The organism is Chitinophaga agri (assembly GCF_010093065.1).
Taxonomy (GTDB): Bacteria; Bacteroidota; Bacteroidia; order Chitinophagales; family Chitinophagaceae; genus Chitinophaga; species Chitinophaga agri.
The window spans coordinates 4,742,043-4,763,886 of sequence record NZ_CP048113.1 but is presented as its reverse complement, the minus strand read 5'-3'; the positions used below and the strand labels follow the sequence as shown (position 1 = coordinate 4,763,886).

16 protein-coding genes and 1 tRNA gene are annotated in these 21,844 nt (G+C 45.6%); 10 read left to right on the top strand and 7 right to left on the bottom strand.

The window, feature by feature from the left end; translation table 11 throughout:
* Positions 1–80 precede the first annotated feature (80 nt).
* The 3 genes from GWR21_RS18885 (at position 81) to GWR21_RS18875 (ending at position 1,096) form a co-directional block, all read left to right on the top strand.
* Positions 81–398, top strand: a complete 318-nt coding sequence (locus GWR21_RS18885; RefSeq protein WP_162333251.1) for a DUF2752 domain-containing protein — start codon at positions 81–83, stop codon at positions 396–398.
* Complete coding sequence (locus GWR21_RS18880) at positions 395–745, top strand: TM2 domain-containing protein (RefSeq protein ID WP_162333250.1); 351 nt, start codon at positions 395–397, stop codon at positions 743–745. The genes GWR21_RS18885 and GWR21_RS18880 overlap by 4 nt, the downstream gene beginning before the upstream one ends.
* A 90-nt stretch (positions 746–835) precedes the next feature.
* Positions 836–1,096 (top strand): DUF4834 family protein, encoded by a 261-nt coding sequence (locus GWR21_RS18875; RefSeq protein ID WP_162333249.1) that lies wholly within the window; start codon positions 836–838, stop codon positions 1,094–1,096.
* A gap of 8 nt (positions 1,097–1,104) precedes the next feature.
* Here the strand turns inward: GWR21_RS18875 and GWR21_RS18870 are convergent, their stop codons facing one another.
* A complete protein-coding gene (locus GWR21_RS18870) occupies positions 1,105–1,719 on the bottom strand; it encodes an HAD family hydrolase (protein WP_162333248.1) in 615 nt (204 codons plus the stop codon).
* A 154-nt stretch (positions 1,720–1,873) separates the two neighbouring features.
* Here GWR21_RS18870 and GWR21_RS18865 point away from each other — a divergent pair.
* Together GWR21_RS18865 and GWR21_RS18860 are read left to right on the top strand one after the other, a co-directional pair.
* Positions 1,874–1,947, top strand: a tRNA-Ile gene (locus GWR21_RS18865).
* Between the two features lie 784 nt (positions 1,948–2,731).
* Positions 2,732–3,988, top strand: a complete 1,257-nt coding sequence (locus tag GWR21_RS18860; RefSeq protein WP_162333247.1) for a hypothetical protein — start codon at positions 2,732–2,734, stop codon at positions 3,986–3,988.
* 82 nt (positions 3,989–4,070) lie between these two features.
* Here the strand turns inward: GWR21_RS18860 and GWR21_RS18855 are convergent, their stop codons facing one another.
* The 3 genes from GWR21_RS18855 to GWR21_RS18845 form a co-directional block, all read right to left on the bottom strand.
* Positions 4,071–4,865 carry a class I SAM-dependent methyltransferase gene (locus tag GWR21_RS18855; RefSeq protein ID WP_162333246.1) on the bottom strand — a complete coding sequence of 265 codons (795 nt, stop codon included), beginning with the start codon at positions 4,863–4,865 and terminating at the stop codon, positions 4,071–4,073.
* Positions 4,866–5,014: 149 nt separating this feature from the next.
* Positions 5,015–7,987, bottom strand: coding sequence for a gliding motility-associated C-terminal domain-containing protein (locus tag GWR21_RS18850; RefSeq protein WP_162333245.1), 2,973 nt, complete (start codon positions 7,985–7,987; stop codon positions 5,015–5,017).
* Between the two features lie 296 nt (positions 7,988–8,283).
* Complete coding sequence (locus GWR21_RS18845; RefSeq protein WP_162333244.1) at positions 8,284–9,159, bottom strand: SDR family oxidoreductase; 876 nt, start codon at positions 9,157–9,159, stop codon at positions 8,284–8,286.
* Between the two features lie 150 nt (positions 9,160–9,309).
* Here GWR21_RS18845 and GWR21_RS18840 point away from each other — a divergent pair, with 150 nt between their 5' ends.
* The 5 genes from GWR21_RS18840 (at position 9,310) to map (ending at position 15,314) form a co-directional block, all read left to right on the top strand.
* Positions 9,310–9,681, top strand: coding sequence for a winged helix-turn-helix transcriptional regulator (locus GWR21_RS18840; protein ID WP_162333243.1), 372 nt, complete (start codon positions 9,310–9,312; stop codon positions 9,679–9,681).
* Positions 9,682–9,717: 36 nt separating this feature from the next.
* Complete coding sequence (locus GWR21_RS18835) at positions 9,718–10,851, top strand: helix-turn-helix domain-containing protein (RefSeq protein ID WP_162333242.1); 1,134 nt, start codon at positions 9,718–9,720, stop codon at positions 10,849–10,851.
* A gap of 93 nt (positions 10,852–10,944) precedes the next feature.
* The gene (locus GWR21_RS18830; RefSeq protein ID WP_162333241.1) at positions 10,945–13,818 is read left to right on the top strand and encodes a M1 family aminopeptidase; all 2,874 of its coding nucleotides are present in this window, start codon (positions 10,945–10,947) and stop codon (positions 13,816–13,818) included.
* A gap of 36 nt (positions 13,819–13,854) precedes the next feature.
* Complete coding sequence (gene tmk / locus GWR21_RS18825) at positions 13,855–14,541, top strand: dTMP kinase (RefSeq protein WP_162333240.1); 687 nt, start codon at positions 13,855–13,857, stop codon at positions 14,539–14,541.
* A gap of 8 nt (positions 14,542–14,549) precedes the next feature.
* The gene (map, locus tag GWR21_RS18820; RefSeq protein ID WP_162333239.1) at positions 14,550–15,314 is read left to right on the top strand and encodes a type I methionyl aminopeptidase; all 765 of its coding nucleotides are present in this window, start codon (positions 14,550–14,552) and stop codon (positions 15,312–15,314) included.
* A 113-nt stretch (positions 15,315–15,427) separates the two neighbouring features.
* Here the strand turns inward: map and GWR21_RS18815 are convergent, their stop codons facing one another.
* The 3 genes from GWR21_RS18815 to GWR21_RS18805 all read right to left on the bottom strand — a co-directional run bounded on the left by GWR21_RS18815 (position 15,428) and on the right by GWR21_RS18805 (position 21,779).
* Complete coding sequence (locus tag GWR21_RS18815; RefSeq protein ID WP_162333238.1) at positions 15,428–16,993, bottom strand: RagB/SusD family nutrient uptake outer membrane protein; 1,566 nt, start codon at positions 16,991–16,993, stop codon at positions 15,428–15,430.
* A gap of 27 nt (positions 16,994–17,020) precedes the next feature.
* Positions 17,021–20,176 carry a SusC/RagA family TonB-linked outer membrane protein gene (locus GWR21_RS18810; protein WP_162333237.1) on the bottom strand — a complete coding sequence of 1,052 codons (3,156 nt, stop codon included), beginning with the start codon at positions 20,174–20,176 and terminating at the stop codon, positions 17,021–17,023.
* Between the two features lie 472 nt (positions 20,177–20,648).
* Positions 20,649–21,779: an esterase-like activity of phytase family protein gene (locus GWR21_RS18805; RefSeq protein ID WP_162333236.1), complete on the bottom strand. Its 1,131-nt coding sequence runs from the start codon at positions 21,777–21,779 to the stop codon at positions 20,649–20,651.
* Between the last annotated feature and the right edge of the window lie 65 nt (positions 21,780–21,844).

Genomic DNA, 21,844 nt, shown 5'->3' with positions numbered 1-21,844 from the left:
AGCAAATAAATTAATAAGAGAAAACTCCCTGTCCGCATAGATTTTAAAAAATAATAATAACTTTTGCCTTTCTCTCAGGCATGCAAATTAAAGCATACATACAACGTATTAACTTTGAGTTGATCATCTGGCCGACCGCGCTTGTTCTCCTGTTTTTCATGGATCCACATAGCGACAATGGTCCCGGATTTTGTTTGCTGAAGCGTATCGGAATACCCTGGTGCCCCGGTTGTGGACTCGGACACTCGATCAGTTTCCTCTTGCATGGCGAATGGAGAGCAGCTTTCAAAAGCCACTATCTCGGCCCCTTTGCACTGGTAATGCTTATTTACCGGACTTGCCAGCTGGCCAGATTACAATGGCAGTCTTTTGCGGAACTTAAAAACCATTATACATGAACGACTATTCTTTTGCATCCCTACCAGGCATAGAGCAGGAAGAGCTCCTGTGGCTGCAGGAACTGACCAGAAATTATTCGACCGAGAACCGGCAGCGGTTCCTTGCCATCTATCAGGGCCGTCGTAAAGAACCGACCATCATCCTTATCTGCTGCCTCATTGGTCTGATAGGCGCTGCTGGTATCCACCGGTTCCTGATGAACCAGATCGGATTAGGCATCCTCTATTTTCTTACAGGCGGTTTGTGTGTGATCGGTACGATCGTAGATGCCATCAATTACCGCAGGCTTGCCTGGGAATACAATAAGAAAGCAGCTATTGAAAGTGCCGCGCTGCTTGGTTTATAGACTTTTAATCTGTTTCCGGGGCTGTTAAAGAAAACTTAAACCCCCTCTTTTTTCTGTCCCGAAAACAGATTAACTGTTAAATTTGCCTATATGATACTGAAATATGCATTTTTAGCTTTTGTGTTCTGGTTACTGTATAAACTGGTGTTCGGCTTCATCGTACCAGTGTATCAGTCTACCAAACACGTACGCAGACAGATGGGTGATATTCAGGAGCATCTTCGCCGTCAATATCAGCAACAGGAACAGGCGCAGCGACAAGCTGCCCAGGCACAACAGCAACAGGCAGAACGCGCCAACGCCAGAAAAGCTGATAAAGGGGATTACCTGGATTTCGAGGAAATCAAATAATTCTATTGCTATCTGAATATATCTGCCATCGTTTTCGGTGGCAACAAATGAATTGTTTGTAGGCCAACCGCCTTTGCACCTTCAATATTCGGAAGCGTGTCATCTATAAATAAGGTCTCGGCAGGGTCCAGACCATTCTCCTCCAGCACAAATTCGAACGATTCCCTGTTGGGTTTACGTAATCCGATCTCGTGTGAATAATATGCCTTGTCAAAAAAGGCTGCCAGGGATGGTATGCCCCTGCTGTCCTGCAGTATCTTATTAAAGGCATTCATATGTATTACATTCGTATTACTCAGCAAATACAGCCCGTAATGCTGTCTTAACTGCTGTAATATCTGCAACCTGCGTACCGGGAAATCCAGCAGCATCGCATTCCAGGCATCCATTATCTGCTGATGCGTTGTACCCGGTGCCGTATGCTTTTGCATTTCGTCCAGGAACACCTCTGGTGCAACCTTGCCTGTCTCTAAGTCGTCAAATAAGGTATTCAACGTGAACTGGTTGTACAAACTGGTGAACTCCTTCACTCCCAGGTCTTCAAATGCCTTGTAGGTCAGCTGGTAGTTGAGATTTATAATCACCCCTCCCAGATCGAAAATGATATGTTTAATGCCTTTCATCGTATTTAACAGCTGAATGAGAAAGTGCAAATTTATATGGCGGAAATAAAAAATTTTAAATTGATTGGATAATTGAATAAAATAATTAATTTTGCCGTCCCCGCAAAAGGGGAACCCTCGAGAAAGTTTCAAAATATTCGTTCTGAAAAGAACAGGTCCTATAGCTCAGTTGGTTAGAGCACCTGACTCATAATCAGGGGGTCCCAGGATCATGCCCTGGTGGGACCACATAAAAGAGCCTTGCTGGTAACCCAGTGAGGCTTTTTTATTTAATACTTCTCCTATCAGAAGGAGCATGATCCCTTTTAATCACAGGAGGAAACCCCTGCAAACATCAATAGTCTTATTTCTTCTCACACTGAAGCTACGTTTCGCATTGTACCGAAGTACCCCCGTCAGCATTTTACTGCTTATTATAATATACACAGTCTGATTTTTAAGGTTTACAAATGATATCCCCTGTATGCATAGGCGCCAGGCATAACAGACAGTACCTATCCTGTTTGGGGCGCTACCCTTGGCTATGATTGATAACACAATATTACCAATGATTTTTAAAGCAGTTCTAAAACAGTGTACACGAGCCGTCGTTTTCGCGGCATAAGCCGTTAGGCAATTTTTAGTTGTATAAAAATTTGAAAATTAATTAATTAATGTGTTTTGAGAAGTCTCCACAGCTATTTGAAAACATCAGATTGGTTTGGCCTATACTTGGGGGGGCTTTGAGGTGGCTTTCAGATGGCTTTCACTTACGTTTCTCTTACGTTTTAAAACGTAAGAGAAACGTAAGTGAAAGCCATCTTGACTGATACTTGACTGATCCTGAAATAGGTTTACACCTTAAAAAGTGAAAAAGATGCAAAATTCAAACAATCGGGACGTAAAGGACGTCTGGGAACACAGCATGACTGAATAATCATTCTACAGATCCAATACCTGCTTATTGTATATAATTTCATTCGCATGTATCGCACGGAAATATGCCTACCTTGCCTGCTTTAAACCCAATACCGTGAAGTTAATCAATAAAATCCCCCTTATCATTTCTCTCCTGACTGCGCATGCTGCATCAGGACAAGTAGGGTATCGTAGTGTACCAAATGACCAGCCGAAGAAAAAAACATACGATAGTACTGTTAACGTAGAAAACATCCGATGCTACTATGATCCTGCTTCTATGATCGGCCAGGAATTTTATTTCGCACAAAGAAGCCCGAATTACAAAAAGAACTATTCAAATCCGGACTCCACACTGACAGCATTTAGATCTGAAAAGGAGACCGTCATTAAAGACCTGGGGAAAGCTGCGTTAAATGAAACAGTGAGAAAGACGCAGTCAACCAATATCCGTAGCCTCGGTAGCATTGGTGGTGTCGCTAACGCGGTGCGCGGCACGGCCAAAAAAAGCGACGATCTCAAAACGTATCTGTACAAACCTGTTTATATACAGCATGGTCAATACTCCGGCGAAGCCGTCACCCCTTACAGCGCACTGGAGAACAAAACGTTTACTGTTACCGGCTGGGAGGTCATTAAAGAAGACGAGCACCTTTGCCAGAGCAAGGTTACCCTGAAAGATCCTGATGGTGAAAAGGTAGAGTGGGTTATCTACAGGAACCTGCCGAATGTGTCTGTCTTTACCAAAGGTTATCTCGAAAAGCTCAAGCAGATCTGGGTAAATAAAACTGTTTACTTCGTTACTGAAAGTTATGCTCCTGCCACGTTTTACAATCCGCTGGATAAACAGACCCTCGATTATGTAAAAGGTAGTAAATGGGATTGTACAGACCTGACCTTCCTTTCTGATGAACAATACTTTAGCAGACTGCACCTTATTCTTCGTAATGACGCCGGAAAAGAGATAGCGGTACAGATAGAAGAAAGAGGTACTTCTGAACGTCAGCTTTCCTTGGGATACATATGGCCGGAAAATAAATACCTGGCCACTGTACAGAAGGAAAAAGCCGAACAGGAAGCTTTACTGGCCAAAGAAGAAGCGGCTAAACAACAATTGCAGAAAGATGTGAAAGAATACCGGGCCAGTATGATAAAGCAATTCGGCGCTACCAATGGTAACCTGATAGTAGCAGGCAAAGTGAAATTAGGGATGACTGATGATATGTGTCTGGCTGCAAAAGGAACACCGGATAAAGTCGTAAAAAGTCAGGTAGGTGCTGACCTTGTTGAATCCTGGTTCTATAATCATAACTATACCAGTTCAACGTTGCTGACATTTAAAAACGGGAAATTGATCCAGATAGTAGAATAAACATATTTGTAAGTTCAGACCAGCTATAACAAAACAGACCGCCATATGGCGGTCTGTTTTGTTAATAAAATATCTTATCTCCTTACTGCACCTTCCGCAGCCACAGGCTGCTCGGACGATCCTTAAAGAACAGTGGCGCCTTGTCCGCATACTGCGCCTTCGTCTGTTGCTGTACAAAGTCAGAGAAGAACAATATCTCAAACGTATTGTTAAACAGCAGGAAGTTATGGACTGTATAGATCTCGTTCCAGTTCAGCTTGTGTTCAAACAACCACTCTTTCGGATATTCGAAGGGGTAAAAAATATCATGAATGTGTATGATCACTCCTTTATTCAGGATAGGTAATACTTCTGCCATCAGATAATTCACATCGCTACCTGTTTTAGACACGTGTGAATTATCGATCATCAGTATATCATTCTCCTGTAAAGTGGTGAAGATCTGTGGATCTACCTCTTGTACCAGTTGCTTTTTGACATCTGTATTTTTATAGTCTTCCTGGCGTAACAGGCGTTTCAGACTGATATCCGGGTTAGGTTCTATAAAAGTAAAGTGAATGCTATTGTTCAGGATCTTATCATTGGTATCCAGCATCAATGCAGACGAGAAACCGGAACCAATCTCAATCACCCTTTTAGGTTTGAATTTCAGCAGGATGTTGAATAAGGCCATCCCGTCAGCATGCGCATAAGTCTTATTATCAAAATAATACCGAAGGTTGTTCTGTGATGGTTGCGAAGTGAACGGAATCACTTTGGCAGCTTCTACCATATCCTCCATCAGCAGGCGTTGCTGCGCCTCATTCATATTCACACCTTTCAGCGATTTAGCTGACCATATCTGTTCCTGACGGCTTTCAAGATCATGTAAGTCCACAACGGGAGAATAAAAATGTCCGGGTCTGTGAGCGACATTTTTTCTATATAAGTGAGCGTACCTTAAATAAGGTAATTTCGACAAAATCCTTCCGAATATGTTCTCTTTCATGGTCTTAAAAATTAGCGCAATATTACACAATATAGAGATTATTTGATAAGTATTACGTGGCCCTTCTTAAATAGCTCTCCTCCACAGGCGCTCGTAGCCCTTACAAACCAGTAATATGCGCCGGGCTCCACAAACACACCTTTGAATGTACCATCCCATCCTTTTGAGGCATTTTGAGTGGTAAATATCAACTCTCCCCAGCGGTTAAATACAGACAGTTCCTTTACCTCCACAGATCCTGTCGCAACAACCCGGAAAACATCATTCTTCCCATCTCCGTTCGGCGTAAAGCCTGTTGGCAAATAGATGTCAGCGATGCCGGTTTTTTCAAAGTATACCGTGATGGAATCTTCCGACATACATCCGCCTGTGCTATATGCTTTCACGGTATATGTGGTGGTCTTATTTGGACGTGCTACCGGATTCGGTATATTCAGCGCACTCAAAGACTCATCTGCCATCCATTCGTAACGATCGGCCCCTGTTGCTGACAACTGCGTCGCTCCTACTGCACAGTTCAGGTCATTCGATTTGGACAGCTGAATATCCGGAGACGCATTCACACTAATATTCACCTCAAGTTCCTGTGAATAATGGCAGACCGTATCTGTGATAGTGACTGTATACACGATCGACTGATCCGGACTGCCTACCGGGTTACTGATCTGTGGATCATTCAGATAGGTAGCAGGGCTCCATTGATAGAGATCTCCCCCACTGGCGGTAAAACGGATCGGCGCTATCGCTGTACAGTATGATGTATCCAGCGGGGTAACACTGAAATCGGCAGGTAACCGGTACCTCACCTGTATCATTTCTGAGAATACTTCGTTGCAGGCATTCCAGGCCCGTACTGAGTAGGTGCCCGGATTACGTACAGTGAACGTTTGTCCGGTACTATTGTCCTGCCACTGATAACGGGTGAAACCGTTGCCTGCATCCAACACCAGCGTAGCTGTATTACATAGTACAGTATCATTACCCAGATCAATACCAGCAGGTGATGGTGTGATATTGATGTTGACATTCAGTGTCCTTGTCACATTACACACTGTATCAGTAATGAGCACACTATAGATAGTCGGGACAGCCGGACGAGCTACCGGATCACTGATCTGCGGATCGTCCAGATAAGTAGCCGGGCTCCATTGGTAGGTGTGACCTCCGGTTGCGGATAGCTGTACAGGCGTAAGTGGCGTACATAATGTAGTATCCTGCGGTGTGGCACTGAAATTTACTGCTGACCGGAACGTTACCCGTATCGTATCTGAAAACTCCTCATTACAGCTGTTCCAGGCTGTTACGAAGTAAGTGCCAGGTGTGCTGGTCGTCAACGTTTGTCCGGTAGTGTTGCCCTGCCATTGATAACGCGCAAAACCAGCGCCAGCATCCAGAGTAACGGATGAAGTACTGCATATCACAGTATCATTGCCCAGATTAATACTGCGTGGTGATGGTGCTATTGTCACGGACAATGTATCCCGCTGTACAGTACAGCCTGTCATATTCTCTACAATAATGGGATAGGTACCAGCTGCAGGAGCAATTACGTGCACCGTTGAATCATTCACTATGCGCGATGTGAAACCTGTTGGCAGTATCCATTGCCAGCTGGCGGTGCAGGTCCCACCGTTAGAGGCGACGTAGGTCAGAGAATCGGCCAGGTTACAACTAGTTAGCGGGCCGGTGACCTGTGGGGTACCGCATACAGGTACCGTACAAAGCGAGTCTATCTTGAAAGTAAAATCAGTGATGGTAGGTGTATTATCCTGTCGCTGCGCTGTATAAAGTCCTTCGCTAAGCCAGGTGAAAGGCTGACTGGTAATTGTTGCAGGCGTGGTTGTTCCCACTACCGGCTCATTGGTGCAATATTCAAACTCGCCTGCTGCATTCAGCTTCATCACTACGGCATCGTCATTCTCTGTGCCTACCAGCCATATCGCACCATCACTATCTTCCAATATTCCGGATAAGACCAGCGACTGTGAGGCCGAATACCTATGCGTCGATACAAGGTTAGATTGCTGATCGAACTTGTAAAGATATCCTTCATTAGATGTCATTGGGCTGGATACTGCTACAAATCCGCCGTCCGCCGTCTGGTGCACCCCTGTGAAGAAGTTGTTATTATAACTGGGGGATGCATTTATCTTAAATGCCTTAACAGGATTTAACGAAGCCGTATCAAGTATCGTAAAGACGTCCTGCTTCTGTGCATAGGAACCGCCATCTATCAGGTGTGAGCTGATGCGGTACTGGCCGGAGGAATACTGGATATTACTGCTAAATAATCCCCTGTTGTCCATTTGAAGCGCACGTGTGTCATACAATGTACCATTAATAAAAGAGAGTTTTGCCATCACCAGTGAATACTCCGGGCCCGGACTGGAGTCTCCGTTGACAATGAGCGTATCACCTTTCTGTATGACGGAAAATACATCTTCAGAAAATGAACCATCCATACGTTTAAACCAGGAGAGGTTACCCGCAGGATCTATCTTAGCCACTATCCAGTCAGAGGTGTTAATGGATTGATAACTGGAGCCACTCACAATGACGCTGTTATCGGCTGCACAGTAAATATCCACCCCCAGAGTTGTTTCCGAGCCTTCGGAAAGTGTGAGTGACCAGATAACATTGCCATTCACATCTATCTTCATGGCAATAGCGTGTCCCACATAATGACCAAAAGATTTGGTTTGCCCGGTAATAAGAATGTTACCATCCCTTGACGGTCGCATCTTCCTGATCGTTTCGTCCATCACGCCGCCAAAGGTTTTACTCCATACCACAGTACCGGATTTTGTCATCCTTGTCAGGAAGAAATCGTATCCACCCGCCCCGAAACTGTTGGTTTGTCCTCCGACAATAAGGTCTCCGCCGGTTATTTCCATGATATCATATGCGGCATCAGTATAATCGCCTTTCAAGGCATACCGGAAGGTATTGGCGCATTGTGGGTAGGCCACGTTTACTACCAACAGTGACAGCATCAGTAAGAATAATCTCATAGGTAACAAAAAGACTTAAAGGATAATGATAGCAGGGTAACTGGTTGCATCCTAACAAACAGGTATATACAAATATATTGTACTGGGACTAAAATGTTATCAGACCAGCAGCAAAAGAATTGTCCCCCCCGAAATAGAGTGCAAAAAACGGTAAGAAAAAGGAATGGTATCGTCACACTTAAGTGTGAAAGTGATAGACGGTTGTAGTATCCGGGGCCATGTTATCTGAGGGGGATCTCTGAAAGATAAATGCTCCGCCGGAGACGGAGCATTTATTTTAATATATTATGGATGTATTATTTCCCATACACGCTCTTCACATACGCTTCCACGCTGCCGCCTTTACGACCGATCAGCTTTTCCAGATCATCTGTGACGCCTGCAAATTCCCCGTCTTTGATCGCACCGCTGAACCCTGCGAACAGATCAATGTAGATAGCGGGTACACCTGCCTTTGTGAGTTCTGCCTTGAATACTTCCACCGTCGGAGACACATAGGTAATGTTTTTACCGCTGGCTGCTGATATCAATGCTGCGATATCCGCATAGGATAATGCTTTCGGACCAGTCAGTTCATAACTGCGGTTCTCATGTCCCTCTCCTGTCAGTACGGCTACCCCTGCTTCTGCCAGGTCTTCACGCAGTGCAAAGGCGGTTTTACCGTCGCCCGCCGGCTGGAATATCACTCCTGTTTCCAGGACTTTTTCGCCTGCAAACATTGGGATCACTTCAGCATACAACGCATGCTCCAGAATAGTATATGTCAGGCCGGATGCTTTCAGCAGTTTCTCCGCCAGCAGGTGAGTGGCCGCCAGGAATGCCAGTGGCGCAGTGTCTGACTCATTTTTACGCTGGAAACTGGTGTAGACAACGTGCCCTACTTTCGCCTCTGTAGCGGCTTGTACCACATTCTCATGCTGAGGGCCACGGTTGGCCACATCATTGCCGGATACGAAATACAGTTTGTCAATACCTTTGAACGCGGCTACCAGAGAAGCCTTGTCATCATAGGTGCCCAGCGCTATTTCCACACCCAGCGGCTTGAATGCGGTTGCTTTTGCTTCATCACGAACCAGTATCCTCACTTCCGATGCAGGCACTTTTGCCAGTAATTTGTTCAGCACGGCACCACCCAGGTGACCTGTTACGCCTGTTATAAGTATTTTACCCATTTTCTTAGATTTGATAATATTGCTTACTGATTTACTTTAACTTACTTTTGGTAAGTCAAAGGTAGAGCGGCGAGGTATTGCAAACAAGAAGGCACCGCGTTGTCAGCATCTTACCAGAAAGTAACTATTACTGATATTCAATTTGTTATCATGAAAGATAAGTGGGAAAAATATCTGCCTATTGATGGGAATTGCCCTGTAAGGAGTGTTTTGGACCGCTTAGGCGACAAATGGTCTATGCTGGTGATCATTGTGCTGGGCGAAGAAGGAACAATGCGCTTCAACCAGCTGCATCACGTCATTGGAGATATCTCTCAGAAAATGCTGACGGTAACGTTGAAATCACTGGAGGCTGATGGACTGGTAACCCGTAAAGTATTCCCGGAAATACCGCCACGTGTCGAGTATACGTTGACCGACAGAGGCATGAGCCTGTTGCCTCATGTTGAGGCTTTAACGAAATGGGCGCTTGTGCACATCGACGGTATTCGTGCATCCAGAGAAAAATATATGGCATCATAATCGGGGTGACGTACCTTCAGTAGGTAAATTAACCCAATGCATTTTTCCGGAATATTTGGTACCCTGATGTTGCTTGGCGCGTTGCAGGGCCTCATTATGAGTGCGCTGCTGTTCTTCGCAAAAAAGCGGCCAGCAAGAGATCGTTTGCTGGCAGTACTAATATTGCTGATCGCCATGGCCTGTCTCAATCTGCATATTGCCATGGCCAGCTGGCCGGACGCCATTCCCCTGTTCCGGTTCCTGATGAACTTTGTGCCACTGATTATTATTATGCCACTGGGACCATTGATCTATTTGTATGTCAGGTCTAGTCTTGATCCCACATTTACAATAACCCGCAGCCATCGTCCTCTGTTTTATACCGCTATTATCGATATCGTTCCGCAATTGGCTGCTATGGTCTTCGTCGGCGGTATGCTGGCCGGCCGGTTGTCTAAAAACCCGGAACCGTGGACTATTTTCATAGATACGTACAATGTTTATTCGGATATTCCCCGCTGGCTTTCTACAACAGTCTACGTATACCTTTCCTACCGCTATCTGTCAGTTGCGCGAACCGACAATGAGAAACGTTTTCACTGGATAAAACAGTTCCTGCAGGTCTTCCTGGTTTTCCAGCTGATCTGGCTCATTTACCTGGTGCCTTATGTAATACCCCGTTACACAGACTGGCTGCTGAACATGGTAGACTGGTATCCGGTGTATATACCACTGGTGGTGCTGATCTACTACCTGGGGATAAAGGGGTATATGATGACGGCAGAAGAGACGGTCGCTATACAAAAGGCAGTTACCAGCCCCGCTCCTATTCCGCCCTCGGTGATTGACGAAGTTGTTCCGTTATTGATCAAAGCAATGGAACAGGATAAGTTATATCTCAATCCGGAGTTAAACCTATCGCTGCTGGCACAACATGTCCGCCTACCTCAGAAAACCATCTCGGCTGTCCTGAATCAGCATCTTCAGAAAAGCTTTAATGAGTTTGTGAACGAATACCGCATTTCTGCCTTTAAGGAAAAGATCGCAGCGGCTCAACAGGAGCAGTTTACCATCCTGAGCCTTGCCTATGAGTCCGGGTTTAATTCTCTTCCCACTTTTCAACGGGCATTCCGTAACAACACCGGCATGTCACCGCGGGAATACATGAACAATCAGAATAAAACTGCTTAAATGCTGTAAATGAGTAGTTTAAAAACTATTCAAATCCGGATTTGAGTGGATAGAATGGGGGGTACGCGCTTCTTTTGCTTTAAAAAAGAAGCCATGTACATACGATTGCTAGTTGTCGCCTGTTTACTCCTGATCCCTCATTTTTCTTTTGGACAGGAACGGTTTATCATCATATCAGGGCGTATTACTGATGCTGCCAGCCGCCAACCTATTCCCGCTGTAAATATTCAACTGAAGAATGGTAGTACCGGTACCGTCACCAACACGCAGGGTGACTTTACCTTTAAAATACCGGTGCATTTATCGGCAGATAGTGTGTTGATCTCCTGTATTGGCTACCGGTCCGTGACCCGGGTATTCACTGAAGATCGTCCCGCTGTAAATATCCCACTGGAACGGGCTGTCATATCCCTGCCGGAAGTTGCCGTTCAGCCGCGTAGCGGCCTTGACCTCCTGAAGAAGGCTATTGCTGCTATCCCTGTGAATTATGATACAGCTGATAGCAGGATGACCGGCTTTTACAGGGAAGACATACGTTTAAATAATGACACCCTGAACTATAATGAGTCTGTACTGGATATTTACAAGACCTTCCGGGTGGATAAGACCTACCGTGATCAGATACGGCTCATCAAAGGCAGGAAGATGCCTGCACGCCCCAATAACGACCCGGTTTTATATAACTGGATGGGAAATATCAGGAATACGGCATATAGTTCCCTCGGTGAGGATATTGTGAAATATAACGCTGTGCAAAACAGTCCGCTGGCGCCGGATAACTATCGCTACTATGACTATACATTACTGGAGACGGTTTCAGAGGATGACCATTATTTACAGGTGGTACAGATAGCGCCCAGGAAAAATCACCGGAAGGGGTTAGTAAAAGGACGCATTTATATAGATGAAGGGTCATTAGCTATTGTACGGTATGAAATAGAAACAACACCACAGGGTAATGACTGGGTGAATAAGCATGGAAAAGGCGGGATCAGGTATACGCTGATGTCGAAGGTGGTCGGTGCGGGATTTGATTTCAGCGGACTGAAGCTTGTTTTGTCCTATCGGCCTTATCATGGAAAGTATTATCTCCATACTGTTAGCCGGCATTGGGATATTATTATCAACAGCCATAAGCGGAACATGCGGGACGTTCCCTGGAAGGGAGATTTTAACCTGCTGATCACGGATGTGAATAAAGACAGCGTACAGCGGTTTCAGACGGATGTCAGCAGCCGTGAAACATCCATGAATTACCTGGTCGGTAATAACTATGATGCTGCCTTCTGGGAGCACTACAATATTTTGCAACCCGAACTACCTGATTCATTGAAGAAGCAGGCTGAACCAGTTGTGCCCGTTTCCCGCATATCTAACCGAAAAAATGGTTTCATCAGGGGAGATACGCTTCGGGGGCAGTTATCACCACTCCGCTCCTGTTATGATGTGACGTTCTATCACCTGGATGTTGATGTGGATATGGATAAACATTACCTGAAAGGAAATAACAGGATCAGGTATAAGGTCGGATCGGCTTTTAGCCGGATGCAGATCGATCTGTACGCCAATATGCAGATTGAGCGTATTCTTTACAAAGGCAAACCGTTGCATTATACCCGGGAATATGATGCTGTGTTTGTTCAGTTTCCGGAAGAGCAGCTGGCAGGTAGTACCGGAGAGATCACCGTTTTCTATGAGGGTGTTCCGCAGATACCCGATAAAAGTATTTCTATGAACGGCGGAGTACTGTGGGACAAGGATGATGATGGGCATCCATGGGTACAGGTAGTATGCCAGGGTTCGGGGGCTAGTTTGTGGTGGCCATGTAAAGATCATCTGTCCGACGAACCGGATAGTATGCGGATCTGGGTGACGGTGCCCAATGGATTCACAGAAATTTCCAATGGCCGCCTGTTGCGTAAACTACCGGTAGATACTGGCAAAACCCGTTTTGAATGGCAGGTGACCTATCCGATCAACAACTACAATGCTAGTTTTTGCATTGGTAAATATGCGCATCTGACGGACCTGTACATCAGTGGGGACACGCTGACGATTGACCTGTACGTAATGCCGTATAATCTCAAGGAGGGACAAAAGCTCCTGAAGAAAATACCCCCTATGCTGGCTTGTTTCGAGAAGTACTTCGGTAGGTATGCCTTTCGCAGGGATGGTTTTACCCTGCTGGAAAGCCCCTATCCGATGGAGCATCAGAGTGGGGTGTGTTTCGGAAAGATCGGCAAAGGCATGAACCTGGAATATCCTGCACTGGTATGGCACGAATCGGCTCATGAATGGTGGGGCAATGCGATCAGCTGCCGGGACATGGCAGATATGTGGATGCATGAGGCGTTTGCTACCTATGCAGAAGCGCTGATGATCGAAGACCTCTTAGACACCACATCGGCTACGGCCTACCTCAATAATCAGAAAAGCGGTGTTGCGAATAAGGAGCCGGTGATCGGGGTATACGATGTTAACCACATTTTCTATGATATTGGGGATATGTATTCCAAAGGTAGTCTCATGCTGCATACGTTCAGAAGTGTGTTGCATAACGACACATTGTGGTTTGACCTTTTACGGGGGATCCAACAACATTTCCGTTATCAGACGCTTTCTTCAGATAGCCTTGTCGGCTATATCAACAGGTTTACCCGGCATGATCATACTCCTTTCTTTGATCAGTACCTGAAATATCCTCATTTACCAAAACTGGAGTTTCTGACAAAGGAACAGGGTACAAATCTGGTAGTAAAGTACCGATGGAAGGCTGATGTAGCTGCTTTTGACATGCCTGTAAAAGTCACTACCGCCGCTCACCAGATGGCTTTTATCTACCCGACGACTGCCTGGAAGACCTTGACGCTGAAAAATATGCAGGCGGCAGATTTTATGGTAGATGAAGATCACTTTTTTATTGATGTGGCGGGGGATACAGGCGGAGAAACCCCGTTCGTTGAATAAGTGGTATCTTTGCCGGATAGTTTTTAACTGATTTTAATGCAAAACAACAGCAGGTTTATAGCCATCGAAGGATTGGATGGAGCAGGCAAGTCCACCCAGATTGATTTACTCAGACAGTTTTTCAGCAACCAGGGAATAGAAACAAGGTTCGTACACTTTCCTATTGTGCAGGAAGGGGTTTTCGGAGAACTGATCGCAAAGTTCCTTCGTGGTGAATTTGGAGAGGTGAAAGATGTTCATCCGCAACTGGTCGCCCTGTTGTTTGCAGAAGACAGGAAAGCCTTTTCGCACACAATCAATGAATGGCTGGCTAATGGATATGTGGTACTGGTGGACCGCTATGTATTATCCAATATTGCCTTTCAGTGCGCTAAGCTGAAAACTGGCGAAGAAAAACAATCGCTGCGTGACTGGATCAATATGTTTGAATATGAGTACAACCGTATTCCACGCCCTGATCTTTCCGTGTACCTCGATGTTCCTTTTACCCATACTGAGCAGGCATTGACTAAAAGACGTGCTGCGGAAGACAGGCAATACCTGAATGGAAAAGAAGATATACATGAGAAGGATTTTTCCTTACAGCTGGCAGTGAAAAAGGAGTATGAAATATTAGCAGATACAGATCCTACTGTCACAAAGATCATCTGTTACGATGAGAAGGGTCAGATGCGTTCTATTGAAGAAATTCATGCAGCGATCATTCATAATATCACTAAATAATAAAGCGTATGTCAATCACATCTGATACAGATCTTTCCGGTATGCAGGCAGTCAGTGAAGCCGTTGGTATTACACTGAAGAAGATGCGTGAGTATGCAACACCGGGAATGTCTACAAGAGAACTGGACGAATATGGAGGGAAGCTGCTGAATGAACTGGGTGCAAAATCCGCTCCCAGACTGACGTACGGATTCCCTGGATGGACATGTATCAGTCTGAATAATGAAGTGGCACATGGCATTCCGTCTGAAAATAAAATACTGAAGGAAGGCGACCTGCTGAACATCGATGTTTCTGCAGAACTGAATGGTTACTGGGGGGATAATGGAGGATCATTTGTCATAGGCAATGATATTTATAATCATAATCCGCTGGTGAATGCATCCAAACAGATCTTACAGAAAGCCATCAACGAGATCAGAGGAGGTGTGAAGATCGCTGATGTGGGTCATCTGATAGAAACAGCTGCAAAGAAAATGGGCTATAGGGTGATCAGGAACCTGGTAGGTCACGGTGTAGGCAGAAGTCTGCATGAAGAGCCGAAAGAGATCCCCAACTATTATGATCGTATGAATAAGAACCGTTTCCGTAAGAACAGTGTGGTGGCTATTGAGACGTTCATTTCTACGAAGGCGTCCTATGCGTATGATATGGGTGATGGCTGGACGCTGGTGACCAATGATGGTAGTTTTGTAGCACAACATGAACACACGATCATTGTAACAGATGGCAAGCCGGTGATACTTACTGCTGCTAACGAGATCTGGGCGTAAACAGGTCGCAACTCATTCAGGGGAATGTGCATTGTATATTCCTGCTACTACAAAAGGAAAGCGGCTCTTCATATGAAGAGCCGCTTTCCTTTTGTAGTTAATTAGTCTGTATATCAGGAACCGTAGCCTTTATTCTGAGGTTTCAGGTTCGTGTTATTACGCATTTCCTGGATTGGCAGTGGGAACAGCAGGTGTTTTTCTTCGAGGGCTTTACCTGAGTTCTTATTAACGTGCCCGATGAAGCTATCGAAGCCGTTGCTGTCTTCGTTGTAAACTCTTCTCAGACGTACCATGTCAAACCAGATAATACCTTCATAAGCAAATTCATGCCAGCGTTCACGCCAAACTGCTTCTTCGAAAGTAGTTTGCGTCAGGCCAGATAATGCAGGCAGATTTGCCCTGCCACGTACACGGTTCAGTGCATCATAAGCAGTAGTATTTGGTGTTCCGTCAGCTCTGTTCTGTGCTTCCGCATAGATCAGCAGTGTTTCAGCAAAGCGGATCTGAGGAATGTTCAGATTGCTTCTGCCGGTACCTGGTTTACCCGGAGCACCGTGGCCAGCTACATCGAAATGTTTGAAGATGTAAGGAGCACCCAGTGGGAATGCTGCACCAGTTCCATCTACGAAATAAGAAGTAAAGAAGAACTGTTGTTCGTCAGTGCGTTTATCAGTTGGATTGAACTTCTTGTAGGAATTATAGAAAGATACGGTTGGCACAGAGCTACCAACACCGCTACCAAAGGCAGAGATGTTCTTGGCAAGGGAGTTATTTGGCAGCATGATAGACTGCAAAGGGTTACCCTCGATATCAGCCAGATACTGTACTTCAAACAGGTGCTCCACCTTGTTATTCTGTGTTACCGCATGCAGATCGTCATATTTTTCAAACAGGTTGATAATAGTCGGATTTGCAACGGAATAATCCAGCACTTCTTTAGCTTTGTCAGCCGCCAGTTTATAGTATTCTTTTTTGTTCAGCGGTTCACCAGCCATTGTCAGGTATACTTTGGCCAGCTCAGTTTTGATCGCTGCCAGTCCTACCCTGCCGGATGCGTCCATCCATGGCAGACCGGATGCTTCTGCTACTTTCAGGTCAGCAATGATCTGGTCGTAGATCGCTTCCACCGGTGTACGTGTCGGATAGAAATCTTCAGAGTTAGCCGTCTGTGGTTTCAGCACCAGTGGCGCATCACCCCACAGTCTTACAATGTAGAAGTAAGCCCATGCACGCATGAAACTAGCTTCGCCCAGTGTTCTCTTCTTCTGTGCTTCATCCATTGGATTGATACCAGGGATCTTTTCCAGTGCCAGATTGGCCTGTGCGATCACTCTGTATGCACCGGTCCACCACTGTCTTACGTGCAGGTTATCACCATCGTACACCAGACCTAAGAGGTTGTTCAGGTCAGAGTTCTGTGCGGTGGCAGTTGTTTGAGTACCGGTAGGTGCATCCAGTAACTGGAAGTTATTGGAGAAGATACCGGCACCGGCGCCGATGAAACGGGCACGTGCATAGGCTGCATATACAGCTGCGTCAGCGTGTTCCGGTAAAGTATAATAGCTGTCGGGCGACAGGTTGGAAGGGTCCTGGTCATCCAGGAAGTTGGAGCAACCGGTCATAAACAGGCTGCTTCCGAGTAATATGCCGAATGCGGTTTTTTTAATGTAGTTCTTCATGAGCATCTCTTTTTTCTGATAATTGGATTAGAATGCAACGTTAGCACCCAGCTGGAACGTGGTTGGTTTTGGATAATCGAAGAAGGTCTGACCCTGAGCAAATGGCTGAGAGTAAGTGCTAACCTCCGGATCGTTACCTCTGAACTTGGTAGCCAGGAAGAAGTTCTGAACAGATGCATATAATCTCAGTTTAGAGAGGTGCAGGCGTTTCAGTTTTTCTGCTGTGAAGTTGTAACCCAGTGCCAGGTTTCTACCACGGATGAAGGAACCGTCTTCTACCCAACGGGTGTCAACGTTTGTAACATAACCTGCTGCCGGATCACGTGGAGCTGCGATGTCGGTGTTCTGGTTAGATTCAGTCCAGTAGTTTAATACTGTTTTGAAGCTGTTTGCCAGACCTGTACGGTCTTCACCGGAGTGGTGTGTCATGTTCAGTACGTCGTTGCCGGAAACGAACTGTAATTCAACAGTCAGGTCCAGGTTTTTGTACTTGAAGGTGTTAAAGAAACCGCCCCAGAAGTCAGGGTTACCATTACCGATGATCATACGGTCAGCATCATTGATAGCGTGGTCGCCATTTACGTCGCGGTATTTGATATCGCCAGGCAGGATTGGTTTACCACCACGGTAGTCTTTAAACAGGGCTGCTTCTGCTGCATCTTTAGTGCTCCAGGTGCCTTCACGTACCAGTCCCCAGAAGGAACCTACAGGTTCACCTACACGGATGATGTTAGTCTGGTTAGTGAAGTTTGGACCACCGATACCGAATACATCAGCTGCAGTAGCCAGTGACAGTACCTTATTTTTGTTGAAAGAGATGTTGAAAGTAGTGGTCCAGGTGAAGTCTTTAGTGTCGATGTTCACGCTGTTCAGACCTAACTCCAGACCTTTGTTCTCCATCGCACCTACGTTCTTACGAATGACGGTGTAGCCACTGCTGGTTGGCACTGGAGCCTCGAGCAGCATGTCTGTTGTTTTTCTGTAGTAGATATCAGCTTCCAGAGAGATCCTGTTTTTCAACAGACCCAGTTCCATACCGAAATCGTACTGTGCAGTTTTTTCCCATTTCAGGTCATCGTTCGCCAGTCTGTTTGTGCCCACACCCTGTACCTTCTGACCATTCAGTACGAATGCATAATCGTTGCTGGCGGCCAGTGAAGCGCTATAGTTGTATGGATCGATCTCAGAGTTACCTGTCAGACCATAGCTCGTACGCAGTTTCAGTGTAGAGATGGTTGGATTGTTTTTCAGGAAAGGCTCTTCAGATACACGCCATGCCAATGCTCCTGATGGGAAAAATGCGTATTTGTTGTTAGGACCGAATTTGGAAGAACCATCCGCGCGACCTGTGAAGGTGATGTAGTATTTGTCCTTAATGCCGTAATTAACACGACCGAAATAAGAGTTAAAGGCAAATCCAAGGTTACGTGAACCGGCGCCGGAAGAAGGGATCAGACCAGCAGAACCAATACTGTTGGTCTGGAAGTAGTCGGTAGAGAAGTTCTCACCACGTACGTTGAAACCAAAGAGGTTGTCTTTCTGCCAGCCTATACCCAGTATCGCATCAATAGAATGTTTGTTATTGAAGCGTTTGTTATAGGTCATATAGTTTTCAAATGACCAGTATGTTTCCCTGTCGTTTGCTACGATAGCGATACCTTTCTGGGTAGCGGAGATATCGAGCAGTGAACGGCCGTTCCATTCGTTCCGGCCGCGGGTTACTACGTTAGCACCTACTACGCTGCGGAATTGCAGACCTGGAGCCAGGGAGATAGTAGCGTAAGCATTACCCAGTACGTTCTGCGTTTGCAGGATGTATTTACGGTCAGTCAGGATGTGAACAGGGTTAGAACCACCTTCAGCACCTGGATACAGTTTGTTATTGCTATAGGAGCCATCAGGCATTTTAACAGGCAGGAATGGCAGCGCTTCCGTGATCATACGCACGGAGTTCAGACCACCGGTACCGATATCTACCAGGTTTTCATCCTGGTTGGTATAACCCAGTGAACCGCCTACTTTCAGCCATGGTTTCATCTGGCTGTCGAAAGTGAAACGGGCAGAGTATCTTTTCAGATAAGAGTTCAGGAGCAGACCCTGGTCATTCCTGTAACCCAGGAACAGACCAAACTGGCTGTTTTCATCACCACCGGTAAAACCCAACTGGTGGCTGTGAGATACTTTCTTCTGTATTGATTCTTTGAACCAGTCCGTATCATACAGCGGATTGCCATTTGAATCGAACAGCAGTGGGTTTGAACGTTTGATCTTAGGGTCTTTAGACACGTAGTTACCAGCAGCCCAACCTACAGGATCATAGATCTCTGCATTTTTCCAGGCCAGGTCTTCTACCTGCATATATTCGCGTGCGTTCAGCATTTCTACTCTGTGAGGACCAGGAATGTTGTAGGACAGGCCAGCATCATAAGTTACGCGGCTGCCGCTTGCATTACCTCTTTTTGTCGTAACGAGGATAACACCGTTCGCACCTCTGGCACCGTAGATCGCAGTAGAAGAGGCATCTTTCAGTACTTCCACGGAAGCGATCTCGTTAGGGTTTAAGAAGTCGATTGCATTACTGCTCTGTGTTTGTGCGCCTACCGGAATTACCACTCCGTCTATTACATAGAGCGGGTTGTTGGTAGTGTTGATAGAGCTGAAACCACGGATACGTACATTGGTCTGACCACCCGGACGACCGGAGTTAGTATTTACCTGCACACCGGGAATTCTACCTGCAAGTGCCTGGTTTACAGAGGCAGCAGGTCTTTCTTCCAGTTGCGCGGTTTTAACAGAAGCGACAGCACCAGTCAGGTCGGAACGTCTTTGCGTACCGTAACCTACCACTACTACGTCCTGAAGAGATTTAACGTCGGCTGACATGCTGACATTGACAGCGTTGGCACCGTTAACGGCTTTCTCCTGGCTCAGATAGCCAATGAAGGAGAATACCAGTGTACCGCCACTTGGGACTTCTATGCTGTAAGTACCATCTGCTTTAGTTTGTGTACCATTAGCTGTTCCTTTTAGTTGTACAGAAACCCCGGGGAGAGGCGAATTGTCCCGGTTGTCGAGGACTCTACCGGTAATTTTCCGGCTTTGTGAGAATGCATGCAACGTCATCAGCAAAGCCAATGTTCCTTGCACAGCGATTCTCATGAAACGTGTGAATTTAGATTTCATATTCTGGAGGTTTTAGAGAATAGTTTAGCATACCTATGCAGACATGCGTATGCATAAGCGACCCTGATCAGTGATTTGACATTACATCATTATTTTACGTGGCTCAGTAATGGAAAATTTTAAATGCTGATCGATATATCCTTGGATAATAGAAAAGCTACAGTAAATAATTGATGATGATTCTAATAACGTACTTCGGAATTTACTTTAATTCAATAGTTAAGTTATAAATATGATTTCGGTTTTAAAGTATGGTAACTTCGAGTTAAAAGTATAATATTTTTTAAGTAAAGTAAAACGTTTTTGCAAAAAACTTTTCCTGTGTTGGAATCTGCTATGGTAGGGTATACCGGCGGGTTTTCTGCTGATCGGTCAAGTAGGAGAAACTAACCCGTAAAAACGATAACAGGAAAGTAGCATTTTGGCATACTTTCCTGTTATCGTTAGGAATGAATGATAAAATAGTATCTCTCTATTCTACTTCGAATACAAAGAACTGCGTTTCTTCATCTTTATCGAAGTTATTATCTACGACAAATATCATACTTCTGTGTCCGTTGGGCAGTACCGGACCAAAGGTCATACCCTCTACATTGTCTACATAGGTATGTAGTGTATCGAAGTCTAACAGTAACGTCTTCTTTACAGGTGTAAAACTTTTTGTTGTCTTTAATGAGCCAATATTGTTGATGTTGGTAGCATTCCCTATTTCTATTGTATACACCCTGATAGTATTATTTTTTACACCACGGGAATAGGAGCGTTCCATCACCAGTAGTTTATCGGATGACAGTGGAAGGATGTCCGAAATACCGTTTACACGAAATTCATCGGCAGGTACAGGGGCGTGGGCTACCGGGGACAGTCTGTAAGCATACTGTGCCACAGGCTTCCTGGTTTGTATGTCATATTTAATGAGGCGTGTATAGGCGGTCGTATCTTTAAGATCGGCTCTTGGGCCATCTTCGTAACGGGGTTCTTCCAGGCTTACAAACATATACTGCCCGTTCGGGGTGAATCCCAGTCCTTCAAATGTACCATTACGTCTCGGACCGTTTTCACTGGCCTGCATGTGAAATTGTGGAGGTAAAGGGAAGCTGTCTACCAGGCGGCCGAGACCATCAATTTCATATACCCCCGGGTCATTGAGGATATAGCCGGCAGGAGAAAGTATCCGCTCTCCTTCGCTGCTCCATACAAAGCTTTGGGTATGCGGGTTATAGCGCATGGCTTCCGGATCAGGCGCAAAGTCCTGTTTGGAAGGATAGGTCTTACCATCGCGCTTACGCAGATAGGTAACATCTTTGAAGATCACACTATCCCCTTCCTTCCGGGACACTGGTACCTGTGCGGTGTAGAACCTGGCCGGCTGTTTTTCTGATCTGTCATCACAGATGATGTAATAGACCTTACGGGCGCTATCGTAGTCTATCCCCGACAGGCCCCCGATGGTGGTACCTTTAAAAGGCCGGTTGTACGGTACTACATATTTATGCAGTAGACGCAGGGATGAAACGTCCGGTATAGGTGTTTCGGTGACGGTCGTTTTTTTCGCGGTAGTGCATCCCGCCAGTAAAACGGCTAGTAGTAGTAATTTTCTCATAAACGCATTTTTTGCCCGGGTGCAAAAGTAGCGAATGAAAACAAGGAACCCTCCTGCTTACGCAG

What these genes read in the sequence shown, in the direction of transcription:
- GWR21_RS18885 (WP_162333251.1), top strand. Translation starts at nt 81, where the DNA reads ATGCAAATTAAAGCATACATACAACGTATTAACTTTGAGTTGATCATC.
- GWR21_RS18880 (WP_162333250.1), top strand. Translation starts at nt 395, where the DNA reads ATGAACGACTATTCTTTTGCATCCCTACCAGGCATAGAGCAGGAAGAG.
- GWR21_RS18875 (WP_162333249.1), top strand. Translation starts at nt 836, where the DNA reads ATGATACTGAAATATGCATTTTTAGCTTTTGTGTTCTGGTTACTGTAT.
- GWR21_RS18870 (WP_162333248.1), bottom strand. Translation starts at nt 1,719, where the DNA reads ATGAAAGGCATTAAACATATCATTTTCGATCTGGGAGGGGTGATTATA.
- GWR21_RS18850 (WP_162333245.1), bottom strand. Translation starts at nt 7,987, where the DNA reads ATGAGATTATTCTTACTGATGCTGTCACTGTTGGTAGTAAACGTGGCC.
- GWR21_RS18845 (WP_162333244.1), bottom strand. Translation starts at nt 9,159, where the DNA reads ATGGGTAAAATACTTATAACAGGCGTAACAGGTCACCTGGGTGGTGCC.
- GWR21_RS18840 (WP_162333243.1), top strand. Translation starts at nt 9,310, where the DNA reads ATGAAAGATAAGTGGGAAAAATATCTGCCTATTGATGGGAATTGCCCT.
- GWR21_RS18835 (WP_162333242.1), top strand. Translation starts at nt 9,718, where the DNA reads ATGCATTTTTCCGGAATATTTGGTACCCTGATGTTGCTTGGCGCGTTG.
- GWR21_RS18830 (WP_162333241.1), top strand. Translation starts at nt 10,945, where the DNA reads ATGTACATACGATTGCTAGTTGTCGCCTGTTTACTCCTGATCCCTCAT.
- tmk (WP_162333240.1), top strand. Translation starts at nt 13,855, where the DNA reads ATGCAAAACAACAGCAGGTTTATAGCCATCGAAGGATTGGATGGAGCA.
- map (WP_162333239.1), top strand. Translation starts at nt 14,550, where the DNA reads ATGTCAATCACATCTGATACAGATCTTTCCGGTATGCAGGCAGTCAGT.
- GWR21_RS18815 (WP_162333238.1), bottom strand. Translation starts at nt 16,993, where the DNA reads ATGAAGAACTACATTAAAAAAACCGCATTCGGCATATTACTCGGAAGC.
- GWR21_RS18810 (WP_162333237.1), bottom strand. Translation starts at nt 20,176, where the DNA reads ATGAAATCTAAATTCACACGTTTCATGAGAATCGCTGTGCAAGGAACA.
- GWR21_RS18805 (WP_162333236.1), bottom strand. Translation starts at nt 21,779, where the DNA reads ATGAGAAAATTACTACTACTAGCCGTTTTACTGGCGGGATGCACTACC.